Raw genomic sequence first — 14631 nt, forward strand, 5'->3', positions numbered from 1 at the left:
GGGCGCCGCCAATGTCGCGGGCGACTGGGCGGCGCGGGCGGAGCGGATCGTCGGCGGTGAAATATATCCGGCGCTGAATCGCCAGGCGGAAGTGATTCGCGGCCAGCGCGCCAATGCGGTCCATGACGGCGGCGTTTGGCGGCTGCCCGAGGGGCCGGATTATTATGCCTACGGGCTGCGCTACGCGACCACCACGAACATGAGCGCGGAGGAAATCCACCGGCTCGGCCTCGACCAGATGGCCGAGCTCACCGCCCGCGCCGAGGAGATTCTGCAAACCCAGGGCATGACCCGGGGCACGGTCGCCGAGCGGCTGCGCGCGCTGGGCAGCGATCCGGCGCAACTCTATCCGAACACCGACGCGGGCAAGGCCCAGCTGCTCGCCGACCTCACCACGCAGATGACGGAAATCCGGCGGCTGACGCCTCGATATTTCGGCCGGCTGCCGCGCGCGGAATGCGAGATTCGACGTGTGCCCGAGACGATCGAGGCCGGCGCGCCGGGCGGCTATTACCAGCAGCCCGCGCTCGATGGCTCTCGCCCCGGCGCCTATTACATCAACCTGCGCGACACCGCCGAATGGCCGAAATGGACTTTGCCGACGCTCACCTATCACGAGGCGGTGCCCGGCCATCACCACCAGATCGCGCTGGCGCTGGAGGCGGAAGGGATTCCAATGCTGCGCCGCCTGCTCGGCTTCTCGGCCTATTCGGAAGGCTGGGGTCTTTATGCCGAGCAACTCGCCGACGAGATGGGCGTCTATGAGGACGTCCCGTTCGGGCGGCTCGGCTATCTCCAGTCCTTCATGTTCCGCGCCGCGCGGCTGGTCGTCGATACCGGCCTTCATCACATGCGCTGGAGCCGCGAGCGGGGCATCCAATATATGGTCGAATCGCTCGGCGATCCGGAAAGCTCGGTAGCGACCGAGGTCGAGCGCTATTGCGTCTGGCCGGGCCAGGCGACCAGCTACAAGGTCGGCCAGACCCGCTGGAGCGCGCTGCGCGAGAGCGCGCGGCAGCAGCTCGGCGACCGCTTCGATATCAAGGGCTTCCACGACACGGCGCTCGCCGCCGGCGGGATGCCGCTCGCGGTGCTGGAGCGCGTGATCGAGGATTGGGTCGCGGCCCAGGCCTGACGCTGGCCGCGCGGCAACGAATCGCGCATCTTTTCGTTGGGTCGGCAAAGCAGCCGAGGAGAGTGGTCATGTCGACCGTGCATCCCCGGCGTTTCGTGATTGCCGCCGCGCCCGGCGCGACGGCGTGGATTGAAGCGGCGTTCCGACGTGCATTCGGCCCTCCGGAGCGCCCGCCGGACGAGCTGACCAGGCTCGTCGAACGGCTCCAGCAGGCGCGATGACGCCGGACAAAGGAAAGGGAGAGCGGCGCCGCTCTCCCTTTTCTCATGGTCGCTCACGCGCTCAGGCATTTGCAGCTGCGCTCTAGATGATATGTTGTTACGGAATGAACTGGGCGGCGCTGTTTTCCTCCTTCGCGGTGCACGCGGCAACCGCGATGCTCGCTTTTTATCCGATGCCAGCCGGCAATACGACCTACGGCAAGAGTGGCGTCGGAGCCGGAGGAGGCAGCTGCAGGACACGCGCCAGCCATCCCCAATTATTTATGCTTCCTATCCCCCGGATTCTCATTGCCGGGTACGCACTGCACACCTCGGCTTTCGATTACGGCCCGCGTATTGCGGGGCCGTATTGCCCCTGGCAAACGACTCTGGATCGCGAAGCTCAGGCACGGTTTGCTCTGTCTGGCCCACAGGCCCCTTTTTCTTGGATCGAGCCGGTCGGCCCAAATCCCGAGCTATGCATCCGCATCGAGGCCGATGGGAGCGTCTCGCACGTGAGGATGCTCGAAAGCAGCGGCGAGGCGGATGTCGATAGCCGCGTCGCGCGCGGTGCCATGATCCTTCAATTTGAGGCGGCACAGCGAGCTGGGCATCCGACGGCGGCATGGCATCGCCTAACCATCAATCGCCCTCTCGGAACCGGAATAATCGAGCCGGTGCCACCTATCGTGGCTTACTGACTGGCCGCGCCTAGCTTTCCAGCTGGCGGGTCAGCAGGCGGATGTCGGAATCGAGCTCGGGATCCTGCGCGCGCAGCTTCTCGATCTGGCGGACGGCGTGGATCACGGTGGTGTGGTCGCGGCCGCCGAAGCGGCGGCCGATCTCGGGCAGCGAGCGCGGGGTCAGTTGCTTCGAGAGATACATCGCGACCTGGCGCGGCCGGGCGACCTCGCGGGCGCGCCGGGCGCTGGTCATCTCCGCCTTGCGGATCCGGTAGTGATCGGAGACGCGGGTCTGGATCTCGTCGATCGAGATGCGCCGCTGGTTGGCGCGCAGGATGTTGGCGAGCACCTCGCCGACGAATTCGAGGTCGATCGTCCGGTTCTGCATCGCGGCATAAGCGGCGATGCGATTGAGCGCGCCCTCCAGCTCGCGCACGTTCGAGCTGATCCGTTTGGCGAGGAACATCACGACGTCCTCGGGCACGCTGACGTCCGGAAGCTGCTCGAGCTTCTTCTGGATGATCGAGAGGCGAAGCTCGAGGTCGGCGGCGTTGATGTCGGCGACCAGGCCCCAGGAGAGGCGCGAGAGGATGCGGGGCTCGATCCCGTCCAGATCCTGCGGCGCCCGGTCCGAGCTGATCGCGAGGCGGCGCCCGGCCGAGATGATCTCGTTCATCGTGTGGAAGAATTCTTCCTGGGTCGATTCCTTGCCGGCGATGAACTGGACGTCGTCGATCATCAGCAGGTCGGCGGAGCGCAACTGCTGCTTGAACCGGATCGTCTCGTTGGCGCGCAGCGCCGCGACGAACTCGACCATGAACTTCTCGGCCGACATGTAGATGATCTTGGCGCGCGGCCGCAGGCGATGGAATTCGTGGCCGATCGCGTGGAGGAGGTGGGTCTTGCCCCGACCGGTGCCACCATGGATGAAGAGCGGGTTGAAGGCGACCTTGTCGGCGATCGCCAGCGTGCGCGCGGCGTTGAACGCAACCTCGTTCGCCTTGCCGACGACGAAGTTCTCGAACCGGTAGCGAGGTTCGAGCGCCACGGCCGGGATCGACTCGTCATCCTCGCCTTCGGCCGGCTGCTTCGGCGCGGCCGGCGCGGGAATTTCGACCGCCGCCGCGGTCTTCGGCGCGGCCGGGCCGACACCGATCCGGATTTGCCGGACGTCGGGCAGGCGTGCGCGCCAGGCGAGCGCGAGCCGCTCGGAAAAATGGGTCTGGACCCAGTCGGCCATGAACTGGGAGGGCAGCTCGAGCCGCAACGAACCGGTCTCGGCATCGAAGCCGCCGAGCGCGATCGGCCGCAGCCAGCCGTCGAAGGTGCGCGCTCCGCAATCGCGCCGAAGCCCCGCACGAATCGAATCCCACGCCGCTCCGATCGGGTCTGTTTGGTCAGTTGAACTCGGCACCGCATTCCTCGCCGGCATCTGGATCACGCGAGCACCCCCTTTTGATCTTCTCCCTCGCCGCCTCTTCGGACGGCGCTGTTCTTCAGGCGCAAATCCTCGTGCAGCGAATCACCCCCGGCGTGCCGCGACTCGACAAGACTTTGCAGTTTGCGTCCGGTCGGATTCGACCAACCGGAAAGGCTGTTTTAGAAACGGGAACGGCGCACGATCAAGGGTAAAGAAAGCGTCACAGAAAAATAATCTGGGTTGACAGTTGGAAAACGGCGGAAGTCCGCCATTCTCAAATATTAGCCACTATATTTCATATACTTAGCGGAAAATGGCCGGAACGCGTCGGCGCGAATCGGCGGAAGTCCTAGGTTTTGGAAGGGACGCGCTTCGGGCATAAAAAAGCCCGCCGGCGCAGCACCGGCGGGCGTCAATCCCAAGCTTTCAACCGCTTAGCCGAGCGCGATCAGACGCCGCGTCAGGCGGGACAGCTTGCGCGCCGCCATATTCTTGTGGAGCACGCCCTTGGCCACGCCCCGGGCCAACTCCGGCTGCACGCGCTGCAGGGCGGCCTTCGCCTGGTCCTTGTCGCCGGCGGCGAGCGCCGACTCGGCCTGCTTGACGTAGGTGCGGATGCGGCTGACCCGCGCGCCGTTGATCTCGGTCCGGCGCGCATTGCGGCGGATGCGTTTCTTTGCTTGCGGCGTATTCGCCATCTTCTTGCCTCGTAACGATAAATGAAAAGGGCGCGGCTCGACCGCACCCGCTCAAGCGCCGCCCTCTACGCGGGGCGGGGGCGCCGGTAATGCTTCAGCGCTGGCAGGCCTGACAGTGGAAGGTGGAGCGGCCCGAATCGACTCGCCGACGAATCGCGGCGCCGCAGGCGGGGCAGGCTTTGCCCTCGCGGCCGTAGACCCGCCAGTCGCTCGAAAAGTAGCCGAGCTCGCCATTGGGCTGGACGTAATCCCGCAGCGACGAGCCCCCGGCGGCGATCGCCGCGCGCAGCACCGTCTTCACCGACTCGGCCAGCCGGTCGAGTCGCGGGCGCGAGATCCGGCCGGCCGTGCGGCCGGGCGCGATCCCGGCGAGGTTGAGCGCGTCGCAAACGTAGATGTTGCCGAGCCCCGCCACGATCCGCTGGTCGAGCAGCAGCGCCTTGACCGGTGCGGATCGGCTCGCAAGGGCGCGATGCAGATAGGCGCCGTCGAAGTCTTCGCCGAGTGGCTCGGGGCCCATCACCGCGAACGGAGCGTAATCGCCCAGCGCCTCGGTCCGCACGAGGTCAAGCGAGCCGAAGCGGCGATGATCGTTAAGCGCGAGTCGCCGCCCCACGTCGGTGCGGATCACGACATGGTCGTGCTTGCCGATCTCCTCGGGATCGACGCGCCAATGTCCCGACATGCCGAGGTGAAAGACGAGCGTGTCGCCGCGGTCGGTTTCGATAAGCCCGTATTTGGCGCGCCGGCCGAGCGCGGTGACACGCGCGCCGGTCAGGCGCTGGCGGAGGTCCGGCGGGAACGGCCGGCGCAGGTCGCCGCGCCTCAGCTCGATCGACCCGATCCGGTGCCCTTTCAGTACGGGCGTCAGCCCCCGCACGGTGGTTTCGACCTCGGGAAGCTCAGGCATGTTTCACCATGCCCCCTCCCCTGCTAGAGCCCGCCGCGATGAACAAGGTCTCATTCGGCCACGAGGATGTCGAGCCTCGGGAGAAGACGCGCCGCGTGCGCGGCGTCTTCTCGTCGGTCGCGTCGCGCTACGATCTGATGAACGACCTGATGTCGGGCGGACAGCACCGGCTTTGGAAGGACCTGCTCGTGCGCCGCGTGCGGCCTCGCTTAGGCGAGGCGATCCTCGACATGGCCGGCGGCACCGGCGACGTCGCTTTCCGGCTAGCGCGGCATGGCGCCGCCGTGACTGTCGCCGACATCAATCCGGACATGCTCGCCGTCGGCATCGAGCGGGCGAAGGCGCGGGGAATCGAAGGCCTCGCCTGGGCCGAGGAAAATGCCGAGACGCTGAGCTTCGCGGACAAGAGCTTCGACGCCTACACGATCGCCTTCGGCATCAGGAACGTGACCGACATGCCGGCCGCGCTCGCCGAGGCCTATCGGGTGCTCAGGACAGGCGGCCGGTTTTTCTGCCTGGAATTCTCCCGGACGCGGTGGCCGGGCTTCGCGACGCTCTACGAGACCTATTCGCGCCATGTCGTGCCGCACATCGGCAAGGCGGTGGCGAATGACGCTGACAGCTATCGCTACCTGATCGAATCGATCGAGCGATTTCCCGACATGCCGACCTTCAAGGCGATGATCGAGCAAGCGGACTTTGCCAATGCAAAGGCCGAGCCGATCCTGGGCGGCCTTGTGGCCATTCATAGCGGCTGGAAAGTTTGACCGCCTCGGTCGTCCATGTTTGGCGGCTGCTGAAATGGGGCCGGGTGCTGGCGCGGCACGGCGCCTTGCGCGGCATCGAGCGCGATCCCAACACGCCGCCTCCGGTCCGCCGCCTTTGCCGCCTCGCCCGCTTCGGCGCGCGGGTGCCCGCCGTGCCGACCTATGCCGAGGCCTTCCAGGACATCGGCCCGGCCGCGATCAAATTCGGCCAGGCGCTGGCGACACGGCCCGATCTGGTCGGCGAGGAAGCGGCGCGCGACCTCGCCTTGCTGCAGGACCGCTTGCCCCCCGCCCCGTTCGAGAAGATCCGCGCCGCGATCGAGCAGGGGCTCGGGCGGCCGATCGAGCAGGCCTTCGCCGAGATCGACCCCGAACCGGTCGGCGCCGCCTCGATCGCGCAGGTCCACCGCGCGGTCACGACCGAGGGCCGGCAAGTCGCGATCAAGGTGCTCCGCCCCAGGATCGAGGAGGATTTCGCGGCCGCGATCGAGACCTACGAATGGGCGGCGGCGCAGGTCGAGGCGATGGGCGGCGAGGCGGCGCGGCTGCGGCCCCGGCTCGTCGTCGCCACCTTTCGGCAATGGACCCAGCGCGAGCTCGACCTGCGCCAGGAGGCGGCCTCGGCCTCCGAGCTGCGCGCCAATCTGGTCGCCGAGACCGGCTTCTTCGTTCCCGAGATCGACTGGAGCCGGACCTCCCGCCGCGTGCTGACCCTGGAATGGATCGAGGGCATCAAGCTCACCGATCGCGAGGGCCTGATCGCCGCGGGCCACGACCTCAAGGCGCTCGCCGCGACGCTGGTGCGCACCTTCCTGCGCCAGGCGGTGGTCGACGGCTTCTTCCATGCCGATCTTCACCAGGGCAATCTCTTCGCGCTCCCCGACGGGCGGCTGGCGGCGATCGATTTCGGGATCATGGGGCGGATCAACCGGCAGGCGCGGGTCTGGCTCGCCGAGATCCTCTACGGGCTCCTGACCGGGAATTACCGGCGCGTCGCCGAAATCCATTTCGAGGCGCAATATGTGCCGCCGCATCACAATATCGACGAGTTCGCGACAGCGCTGCGCGCGGTCGGCGAGCCGATGCGCGGCCTGCCCGCCAAGGAGGTCTCGATCGGGCACATGCTCGACGGGCTGTTCAAGATCACCCGCGATTTCGACATGCAGACCCAGCCGCATCTGCTGCTGCTGCAGAAGACGATGGTGATGGAGGAAGGCGTCGCCACCGCGCTCGATCCCGACATCAACATGTGGGAGACGGCCGAGCCCTTCCTCACCGAATGGGCGCGCAGCGAGCTCGGGCCTGAGGCGCGGCTTGCCGACGAGATCATCCGAGGGGTCCGTCTGCTCCGCCGGCTTCCCGACATCATCCGACGCATCGACCATTATTATCCGCCGCCCGGCGCCGCCCCGCCGGCACCGCCGCTGCCCGAAGTCCTCGTCATCCGCCCGCTCGGCTGGTTCCGTTATGCACTGACTGCGGCACTGGCAGCGGCGGCTGGCGCGGCGGTCGTCTATTACCTAGTTTAGGGCGATGGACGGCAAACGCATCCTGTTGATCGTCGGGGGCGGCATCGCGGCCTACAAGGCGTGCGAGCTGATTCGGCTGATCCGCAAGGCGGGGATGAGCGTGCGCTGCGTGCTCACCGATGGCGGCGCGCAGTTCGTGACGCCGATGACGCTCGCCGCGCTCTCGGAGCAGCCGGTGCATACCATCCTCTGGGATCTCAAGGACGAGGTCGAGATGGGGCATATCCAATTGTCGCGCGAGGCTGACCTTGTCGTCGTCGCACCGGCGACGGCGGATCTGCTCGCCAAGATGGCGGCGGGGATCGCCGACGATCTTGCCACCACCCTGCTGCTCGCGACGGACAAGCCGGTGCTCGCCTGCCCGGCGATGAACGTGCGGATGTGGGAGCATCCCGCGACGCGGCGCAACGTCGCGCGGTTGCGCGAGGACGGCATCGCGATCGTCGATCCCGACGAGGGCGAGATGGCGTGCGGCGAATATGGGCCGGGGCGGCTGCCCGAGCCCGAGGCGATCCTGGCGGCGATCAGGGAAAGGCTCGGCGGCTAGGATGCTCGTCGGCCGACATGTCCTCGTCACGGCGGGGCCGACGCATGAGCCGATCGACCCGGTCCGCTATCTCGCCAACCGCTCTTCCGGCAGGCAGGGCTTCGCGATCGCCGGGGCGCTCGCCGCGCTCGGCGCACGGGTGACCCTCATCTCGGGGCCGGTGCAGCTCGCAACCCCGGCGGGCGTCGACCGGGTGGACGTCGAAACCGCGCGCGAGATGGCCGAAGCCGTCGAGAAAGCGCTGCCGGCCGAGGCCGCGGTCCTTGTCGCCGCCGTCGCCGACTGGCGAGTCGATCCGGGCGCCTTCAAGATCAAGAAAGACGGCGGCGGCCCGCCAACTCTGTCGCTCGTCGAAAATCCGGATATCCTCGCCGAACTCGCTTTGTCGCCGCGCCGCCCGGCACTGCTGATCGGCTTCGCGGCGGAAACCGACAATGTCGTCGGGAACGCGAAGGCGAAGCGCGTGCGCAAGGGGGCCGACTGGATCGTGGCGAACGACGTCTCGGGAGATGTGATGGGCGGGAGCGACAATCGCGTCCATCTCGTCACCGCCGACGGCGTCGAGGATTGGGAAGCCGCCCCCAAGACCGAGATCGCCCACAGGCTCGCGGACCGAATCGCCGCCGCACTGGAGGGGTGAAATGCGCAACTGGCTGTTTCTGACGCCGCTGGCGAAAGCCGGCGATCTGGGCTTGCTGCCGCTGCGCTGGGTGACCGGGGCCTTCCTCGTCTGGCAGAGCCACGACAATATCTTCAGCGCCGCGCGGATGGAGGAATTCGTCGGCTTTCTCGGGCAGTTCCATTTTCCGCTGCCGGAGCTAATGGCGCCGCTCTGCGTCTGGGCGCAATTTCTCTGCGGCATCGCGTTCATCCTCGGCCTGCTCACGCGCTGGGCCGGGATCGTGACGACCTTCGTCTTCATCGTCGCGGTCTGGATGGTGCACTGGCCGCAGGATTTCCCGGGCTGGTGGCCGGCTTTGATCCTCGTCTTCCTCGGAATCCTGTTTGCGACGCTGGGCGGCGGGCGCTACGCGCTCGATACAAGGTTCGAGCCCAAAAGGAACGCATGATCGAGATCGCGCTAAAGCGCCTGCCGCACGGCGAGGGCCTGCCGCTACCCGCTTATGCCAGCACCGATGCCGCCGGAATGGACGTCGTCTCCGCCGAGAGCCTGACGCTGGCGCCGGGCGAACGCCAGGCGGTGGCGACCGGCTTCGCGCTGGCGATTCCGGAAGGTTACGAGGTCCAGGTGCGGCCGCGCTCGGGGCTCGCGCTGAAGCACGGTGTCACCTGCCTCAACACGCCCGGCACGATCGACGCCGACTATCGCGGCGAGGTGAAGGTGATCCTCGCCAACCTCGGCAGCGAGCCGTTCGAGGTTGTTCGCGGTGAGCGTATCGCCCAGCTTGTCCCCCAACGCGTATTGCGGGCCGGCTTCAATGTGGTAGATTCGCTGGACCCCACCGCCCGGGGCGCGGGCGGCTTCGGATCGACAGGACGGTGACGACGATGATCGCGACCCTGGCTGCGGCCTTCCTCCTCGTTCAGACCATTCCAAACCAGATCGACGTCGGCGAGGCGAACTGGAACAATTATCCCCGCCTCGTGACCGAGAATCTCGCCGTGCCGAACGGCGCGATGGTCACCCGCGTGCAGCGGATGATGCAGAACGGGGAGTGCAGCTTCGAAGGCCAGCGCCCGCGCCGCTTCAGCATCGACGTCAATTATGCCGTGATGCTCGATTCCCGGGGCAACGCCACGCGCATCGTCGTCGAGGACGTCGGCTGCCGGCCGCTCGAGCTGATGGTCGGCCGGATCGCGGCGGACATCGTCCGGGAGGGCTACGTCCGGGTGACTCCGCCCGCCGAGCCGGCCTATTACGCGAACCGGATCAACTTCAACCTGTCGTGAGCCTGAGCGACGCGCAGCTCGACCGCTACGCGCGGCATATCGTCCTCAAGGAAATCGGCGGCGCGGGGCAGCGTAAGCTGCTTCGCGCCGCGGTCGCCTTGGTCGGCGCCGGCGGAATCGGCGCGCCCGCGCTACAATATCTCGCCGCCGCCGGGGTGGGCCGGATCCGGCTGATCGACGACGATCAGGTCAGCCTCGACAACCTTCAGCGCCAGGTCCTGTTCGGCACCGACGACATCGGCCGCGACAAGGTCGAGGTGGCGGGCGAACGGGTGGCCGCGCTCAACCCGGACGTGAGGTTTCAGCCGGTCAAGGCGCGGCTGGACGCGGACAATGTCGCGGACCTGCTCGGCGCGGTCGATCTCGTCCTCGACGGCAGCGACAATTTCATGACCCGGCTGACGGTTTCCGACCATTGCACCCGCGCCCGCTTGCCCCTCGTCTCGGCGGCGATCGGCCAGTTCCAGGCGCAGATCGGAACGTTTCGCGGCTGGGAGGCGGACAGGCCCTGCTACCGCTGCTTCGTCGGCGACGCCTTCGACGCGGACGATTGCGATAGCTGCGCGGAGCTGGGCGTGCTCGGCGCGATGGCGGGGATCGCGGGGAGCTGGGCGGCGATGGAGGCGGTCAGGGAGATCGTCGGCTTCGGCGAGACTCAGGCGGGACGACTACACATCTTCAGCGGGCTGGGGCCGTCGATGCGAACGATCCGGATCGCCAAGGACCCCGCCTGCCGCGGCTGCGGCGCGGCTCAGGCGCCGAACAGCCTCAGCGCCTCGGCGAAGAAACGCGCGGTCTCGGCGGACTGAGCGAACCAGGACAGGCCGATTCCGGCGGCGAGGCCGACGGGGATCAGCTTCCAGTTGAGCAGGCGGCCGAGCAGCGACGGCCCGCGCGCCGGAGCGACGGGCAGTTCGGGGGAGGCCGGAGCGCGGCCGAGGATCAGCGCTTTCTCGGCGGCGAATTCCTCGGCGGTGAAGGCGCCCTGCTCCGCCAGCCGGACGAGCCGCTCGAGCGCGTCGAGCCGCTCGTTCACCGGTAGCCCCGCCGGAGCCTCCGCTTCGCGATTGGTCTCGGACGTCGGCGGCGGAGCCGAGGGGACGATCGCGAGCTGAGCGGGCCGCACGTCGGCCGGCTCGGCCAGTTGATGGCCGCGGCTGATGGCGAGCTTTCCCGTACGCATACGGCCGGATTAGCTCCGCCCCTGTAAAGATTAGCGGACCATTCAGCGTAAACGGGCCGTCAACCAAGAGCGGTCCTATTCGGCGCCGGGCGGGGCGATCGCGATCAGGTCGATGGTGAAGAGCAAGGTGGCGCCGGCGGGGATCGGGCCGCGGCCGTTCGACCCGTAAGCGAGCGTGTAGGGGATGGCGAATTCGTAGCGATCGCCGACGGCCATCAGCGGCACGCCCTCCTGCCAGCCGCGGATCAGGCGGGGGAGCGGGAAGGTCGCGGGCTCGTTGCGGGCGACCGAGGAATCAAACTCGCTGCCGTCGATGAAGCGGCCGACATAGTGGATCGTCACCGTGTCGGTGGCGCTCGGCCGCGGCCCCGCGGCGGTGCCGCTGACCTTGCGGTAGCGCAGCCCGCTCGGCGTCCGCCGCCAGCCCTCGGCCGGATCGAGCCGGTTGAGATACTGGAAGTGCCAGTCGGCATTCGGGCTCGCCGCCGGAGCGGCGGGCGTGGGCTCCTGCGCGGCGAGCGCGGCGGCGGCGATCAAGCTCAGCATCATCGTCACTTCTTCCCCTTCGTATTTTTCTTGCGCGCCGGCGGCTTGCGGCCTCGCCCCTTCTTGGCCGGCCCCTTGGCGGCGCGCTCGTCGATCAATTGCGCCGCTTCCTCGAGCGTGAGCTGGTCCGGCGCCAGCGTCTTCGGCAGGGTCGCGTTGGTCGTGCCGTCGGTGACATAGGGCCCGAAGCGCCCTTCCATCAGCTTGATCTCGGCCTCGGTGCGCGGGTGCGCGCCGAGCATTTTCAGCGGCTCGCGCGAGCCGCGGCCTCTGCCGCCGCCCTTGGCCGCATCGGCGAGCTTCGCGACGGCCGCGTTCATGCCGACCTCGAAGACCTCGGCGGTCGAGGCGAGCTTCGCATATTTGCCGTCATGGGCGAGATACGGCCCGTAGCGGCCGATGCTGGCGATGATTTCCTTGCCGCTCTCCGGATGGGTGCCGATGGAACGGGGCAGCGCGAGCAGCCGCAGCGCGAGTTCGAAATCGAGCTCGCCCGCGTCCTTCGGGATCGACGAGCGCTTCGCCTCCTTGCCGCTCCCCGTCTCGATATAGGGGCCGAAGCGGCCGCTCTTGCGGACGACATCCTCGCCCGTTTCGGGATGCTGACCGAGCACCTCCGGCCCGCTATCCTCCTCGCCGCCCTCGGCGCCGAAGCGGCGGGTATCTTTGCAGGCCGGATAGTTGGAGCAGGCGACGAAGGCGCCGAAGCGGCCTCCACGAAGGCCTAAACGACCGTCGCCGCAGGCGGGGCAGAGGCGCGGGTCGCTCCCGTCTCCCTTGTCGGGGAAGAGCCAGGGCGCGAGAAAGTCGTCGAGCGCGGCGGTGATCTCCGACGGCTTCTGCTCCATCACCTCGGCCGTCTTCGGCTTGAAGTCGCGCCAGAACTCCGCGAGCACCGCCTGCCAGCCGAGGCGCCCGCCCGAAATGTCGTCGAGCTCCTCCTCGAGATAGGCGGTAAAATCGTAGGAGACGTAGCGCTCGAAGAAGCGCTCGAGGAAGGCGGTCAAGAGCCGCCCGCTCTCCTCGGGAATGAAGCGGTTCTTCTCGACGCGGACATAGTCGCGGTCGCGCAGGGTCTGGATGATCGAAGCGTAGGTGGAGGGGCGGCCGATGCCCAGCTCCTCCATCTTCTTGACCAGGCTCGCCTCGGAATAACGCGGCGGCGGCTGGGTGAAATGCTGCTCGGCGTCGACCCGCTTCTTCGCGGGCACGTCGCCGTCGCGAAGGCGCGGGAGGCGGCGCGAATCCTCGTCCTGGTCGTCGTCGCGGCCTTCCTCGTAGAGCGCGAGAAAGCCGGGGAAGAGCACGACCTGGCCGGTGGCGCGGAGACCGTGGCGCCCGGTGCCGTCGCTCAGCTCGGCGGTGGTCCGCTCGAGCCGGGCCGAGGCCATCTGGCTGGCCAGCGCGCGCTTCCAGATCAGCTCGTAGAGCCGGGCATGATCGCCCGAGCCGGCGCGCTCGCGGGAGAATTCGGTCGGCCGGATAGCCTCGTGCGCTTCCTGCGCATTCTTGGCCTTGGTTTCGTAGACGCGTGGACGATCGGGGACGTAGCCGGCGTCGTAGCGGTCGGCGACGGCCTTGCGCGCCGCGCTGATCGCCTCCGGCGCCATCTGGACGCCGTCAGTGCGCATGTAGGTGATCGCGCCGTCCTCGTAGAGATTCTGGGCGAGCCGCATGGTGATGCTGGCGGCGAAGCCGAGCTTGCGCGCTGCCTCCTGCTGCAGGGTCGAGGTGGTGAAGGGCGGCGGCGGATTGCGGGTGAGCGGCTTGGTCTCGACCGAGGTGACGGTGAAGCGCCCCTCCTCGACCGCCCGCTTCGCGGCCAGCGCGGTGCCTTCCTCGCCGATCGTCAGCCGGTCGATCTTCTCGCCATTGTAGCGGACGAGGCGGGCGAGGAATTCGGTGCCGTCCGCCTCCATGACCGCGGCAACCGACCAATATTCCTGCGCGCGGAACAGTTCGATCTCGCGCTCGCGATCGACGATCAGACGGAGCGCCACCGACTGGACCCGGCCGGCCGACTTGGCGCCGGGCAGTTTGCGCCAGAGCACCGGCGAGAGCGTGAAGCCGACCAGATAATCGAGCGCGCGACGGGCGCGATAGGCGTCGATCAGATCCTCGTCGAGCTGGCGCGGCCGGCCCATCGCCTCGGTCACCGCGGACCTGGTGATCGCGTTGAAGGTGACCCGCTCGACATGGGCGGGCAGCGCCTTGCGCTTCCGCAGCACCTCCTGGACGTGCCAGCTGATCGCCTCGCCCTCGCGATCGGGGTCGGTGGCGAGGATCAGCGAATCGGCATTCTTCGCCTCGTCGGCGATCGCCTTCAGCTGCTTCGCCTTGTCCGCATAGGTCTCCCATTCCATCGCGAAGCCGGCATCGGGATCGACCGAGCCGTCCTTGGGCGGGAGATCGCGGACATGGCCGTAGGAGGCGAGCACGCGGTAGCCGGGGCCCAGATACTTCTCGATGGTTTTCGCCTTGGCGGGCGATTCGACGACGACGAGCTTCATAAAGCGGGAGAATCCTTCACGCGTACGCGTATAGGGTGGTAGGCGGGCAATGAGAGCGTCAAGGGGGGTAATATGCGGGGCAGTCGAATAGTCATCGCGATCGCCGCGTGCGCCGCCTCCCCCGCGCTGGCGCAGCCCGCCGAATGGCTGGAGCAAGGGCCGCTCGACGGGCTCGTCATCGGCCATCAGCTGGCGCGCGAGGGCTCGATGATCGTCGAGCGCATCCCGGCGGGCGAGACCGTCCAGCGCTGGACGCGGATGGCGACGACGCAGCGCTTCGCGGGAGTGATCGCCCGGGGCGGCTCGCTCGACGAATGGTACGGCCATTTCATGGGCGGCCTCGCCAACGGCTGCCCCGGCTATCGCTCGGCCCCGCCCGCCCGGTCCCAAGTCGAGGGACGGCCGGCGCTGTCCTTCCGCGTCGATTGTCCGCGCAATCCCGCGACGGGTCTGCCCGAGACCTTCCTCTTGCGCGCCATCGCCGGGCAAAGCGACCTGCACGTCACCCAAGTCGCCTTCCGGCGCGTGCCGAGCGCGGCCGACATCGCCTGGGCGAGCCGCCATCTCGACACGGCGACCTTGTGCACCGCGC

General features: G+C 67.9%; 16 protein-coding genes and 1 pseudogene. 11 read left to right on the top strand and 6 right to left on the bottom strand.

Annotated features, from left to right (window positions below; all coding sequences use genetic code 11):
• The 3 genes from ACT4N8_RS06575 to ACT4N8_RS06585 all read left to right on the top strand — a co-directional run.
• Positions 1-1135: DUF885 domain-containing protein (locus tag ACT4N8_RS06575; RefSeq protein WP_444857337.1), on the top strand; the 1135-nt coding region annotated here is incomplete at its 5' end.
• Between the two features lie 68 nt (positions 1136-1203).
• Positions 1204-1356: a hypothetical protein gene (locus ACT4N8_RS06580; protein ID WP_444857338.1), complete on the top strand. Its 153-nt coding sequence runs from the start codon at positions 1204-1206 to the stop codon at positions 1354-1356.
• Positions 1357-1460: 104 nt separating this feature from the next.
• Entirely contained in the window at positions 1461-2036 is a 576-nt protein-coding gene (locus ACT4N8_RS06585) for an energy transducer TonB (protein ID WP_444857339.1), read from the top strand.
• 10 nt (positions 2037-2046) lie between these two features.
• Here the strand turns inward: ACT4N8_RS06585 and dnaA are convergent, their stop codons facing one another.
• From dnaA to mutM, 3 genes are all read right to left on the bottom strand, one after another.
• Complete coding sequence (gene dnaA, locus ACT4N8_RS06590; RefSeq protein WP_444857352.1) at positions 2047-3450, bottom strand: chromosomal replication initiator protein DnaA; 1404 nt, start codon at positions 3448-3450, stop codon at positions 2047-2049.
• Positions 3451-3872: 422 nt separating this feature from the next.
• Positions 3873-4136, bottom strand: coding sequence for a 30S ribosomal protein S20 (gene rpsT, locus ACT4N8_RS06595; RefSeq protein WP_444857340.1), 264 nt, complete (start codon positions 4134-4136; stop codon positions 3873-3875).
• A 94-nt stretch (positions 4137-4230) separates the two neighbouring features.
• Positions 4231-5046: a bifunctional DNA-formamidopyrimidine glycosylase/DNA-(apurinic or apyrimidinic site) lyase gene (gene mutM, locus ACT4N8_RS06600; protein ID WP_444857341.1), complete on the bottom strand. Its 816-nt coding sequence runs from the start codon at positions 5044-5046 to the stop codon at positions 4231-4233.
• A 38-nt stretch (positions 5047-5084) separates the two neighbouring features.
• On the opposite strand from mutM, the gene ACT4N8_RS06605 reads away from it, so the two are divergent.
• The 7 genes and pseudogenes from ACT4N8_RS06605 to ACT4N8_RS06635 all read left to right on the top strand — a co-directional run bounded on the left by ACT4N8_RS06605 (position 5085) and on the right by ACT4N8_RS06635 (position 10609).
• Positions 5085-5813 carry a class I SAM-dependent methyltransferase gene (locus ACT4N8_RS06605; protein ID WP_444857342.1) on the top strand — a complete coding sequence of 243 codons (729 nt, stop codon included), beginning with the start codon at positions 5085-5087 and terminating at the stop codon, positions 5811-5813.
• A complete protein-coding gene (gene ubiB, locus ACT4N8_RS06610; protein WP_444857343.1) occupies positions 5810-7342 on the top strand; it encodes a 2-polyprenylphenol 6-hydroxylase in 1533 nt (510 codons plus the stop codon). The genes ACT4N8_RS06605 and ubiB overlap by 4 nt, the downstream gene beginning before the upstream one ends.
• Before the next feature lie 4 nt (positions 7343-7346).
• Positions 7347-8529 (top strand): annotated as a pseudogene (gene coaBC / locus ACT4N8_RS06615) (bifunctional phosphopantothenoylcysteine decarboxylase/phosphopantothenate--cysteine ligase CoaBC).
• A 1-nt stretch (position 8530) separates the two neighbouring features.
• Positions 8531-8959, top strand: coding sequence for a DoxX family protein (locus ACT4N8_RS06620; RefSeq protein ID WP_444857344.1), 429 nt, complete (start codon positions 8531-8533; stop codon positions 8957-8959).
• Positions 8956-9393 carry a dUTP diphosphatase gene (gene dut, locus ACT4N8_RS06625; RefSeq protein WP_444857345.1) on the top strand — a complete coding sequence of 146 codons (438 nt, stop codon included), beginning with the start codon at positions 8956-8958 and terminating at the stop codon, positions 9391-9393. The genes ACT4N8_RS06620 and dut overlap by 4 nt, the downstream gene beginning before the upstream one ends.
• Positions 9390-9800 carry a hypothetical protein gene (locus tag ACT4N8_RS06630; protein WP_444857346.1) on the top strand — a complete coding sequence of 137 codons (411 nt, stop codon included), beginning with the start codon at positions 9390-9392 and terminating at the stop codon, positions 9798-9800. Before dut ends, ACT4N8_RS06630 begins: the two co-directional genes overlap by 4 nt.
• Entirely contained in the window at positions 9797-10609 is an 813-nt protein-coding gene (locus ACT4N8_RS06635; protein ID WP_444857347.1) for a HesA/MoeB/ThiF family protein, read from the top strand. Before ACT4N8_RS06630 ends, ACT4N8_RS06635 begins: the two co-directional genes overlap by 4 nt.
• Here ACT4N8_RS06635 and ACT4N8_RS06640 read toward each other — a convergent pair.
• From ACT4N8_RS06640 to topA, 3 genes are all read right to left on the bottom strand, one after another.
• A complete protein-coding gene (locus ACT4N8_RS06640; RefSeq protein ID WP_444857348.1) occupies positions 10552-10983 on the bottom strand; it encodes an SHOCT domain-containing protein in 432 nt (143 codons plus the stop codon). The genes ACT4N8_RS06635 and ACT4N8_RS06640 overlap by 58 nt on opposite strands.
• A 75-nt stretch (positions 10984-11058) precedes the next feature.
• Positions 11059-11532, bottom strand: coding sequence for an FKBP-type peptidyl-prolyl cis-trans isomerase (locus tag ACT4N8_RS06645; RefSeq protein WP_444857349.1), 474 nt, complete (start codon positions 11530-11532; stop codon positions 11059-11061).
• A gap of 2 nt (positions 11533-11534) precedes the next feature.
• Entirely contained in the window at positions 11535-14039 is a 2505-nt protein-coding gene (gene topA, locus ACT4N8_RS06650; protein WP_444857350.1) for a type I DNA topoisomerase, read from the bottom strand.
• A gap of 72 nt (positions 14040-14111) precedes the next feature.
• Here topA and ACT4N8_RS06655 point away from each other — a divergent pair.
• The coding region (locus ACT4N8_RS06655) for a hypothetical protein (protein ID WP_444857351.1) at positions 14112-14631 on the top strand (520 nt) is incomplete at its 3' end.

The sequence above is a fragment of the Sphingosinicella sp. genome (genome assembly GCF_052387495.1).
Taxonomy (GTDB): Bacteria; Pseudomonadota; Alphaproteobacteria; order Sphingomonadales; family Sphingomonadaceae; genus Allosphingosinicella.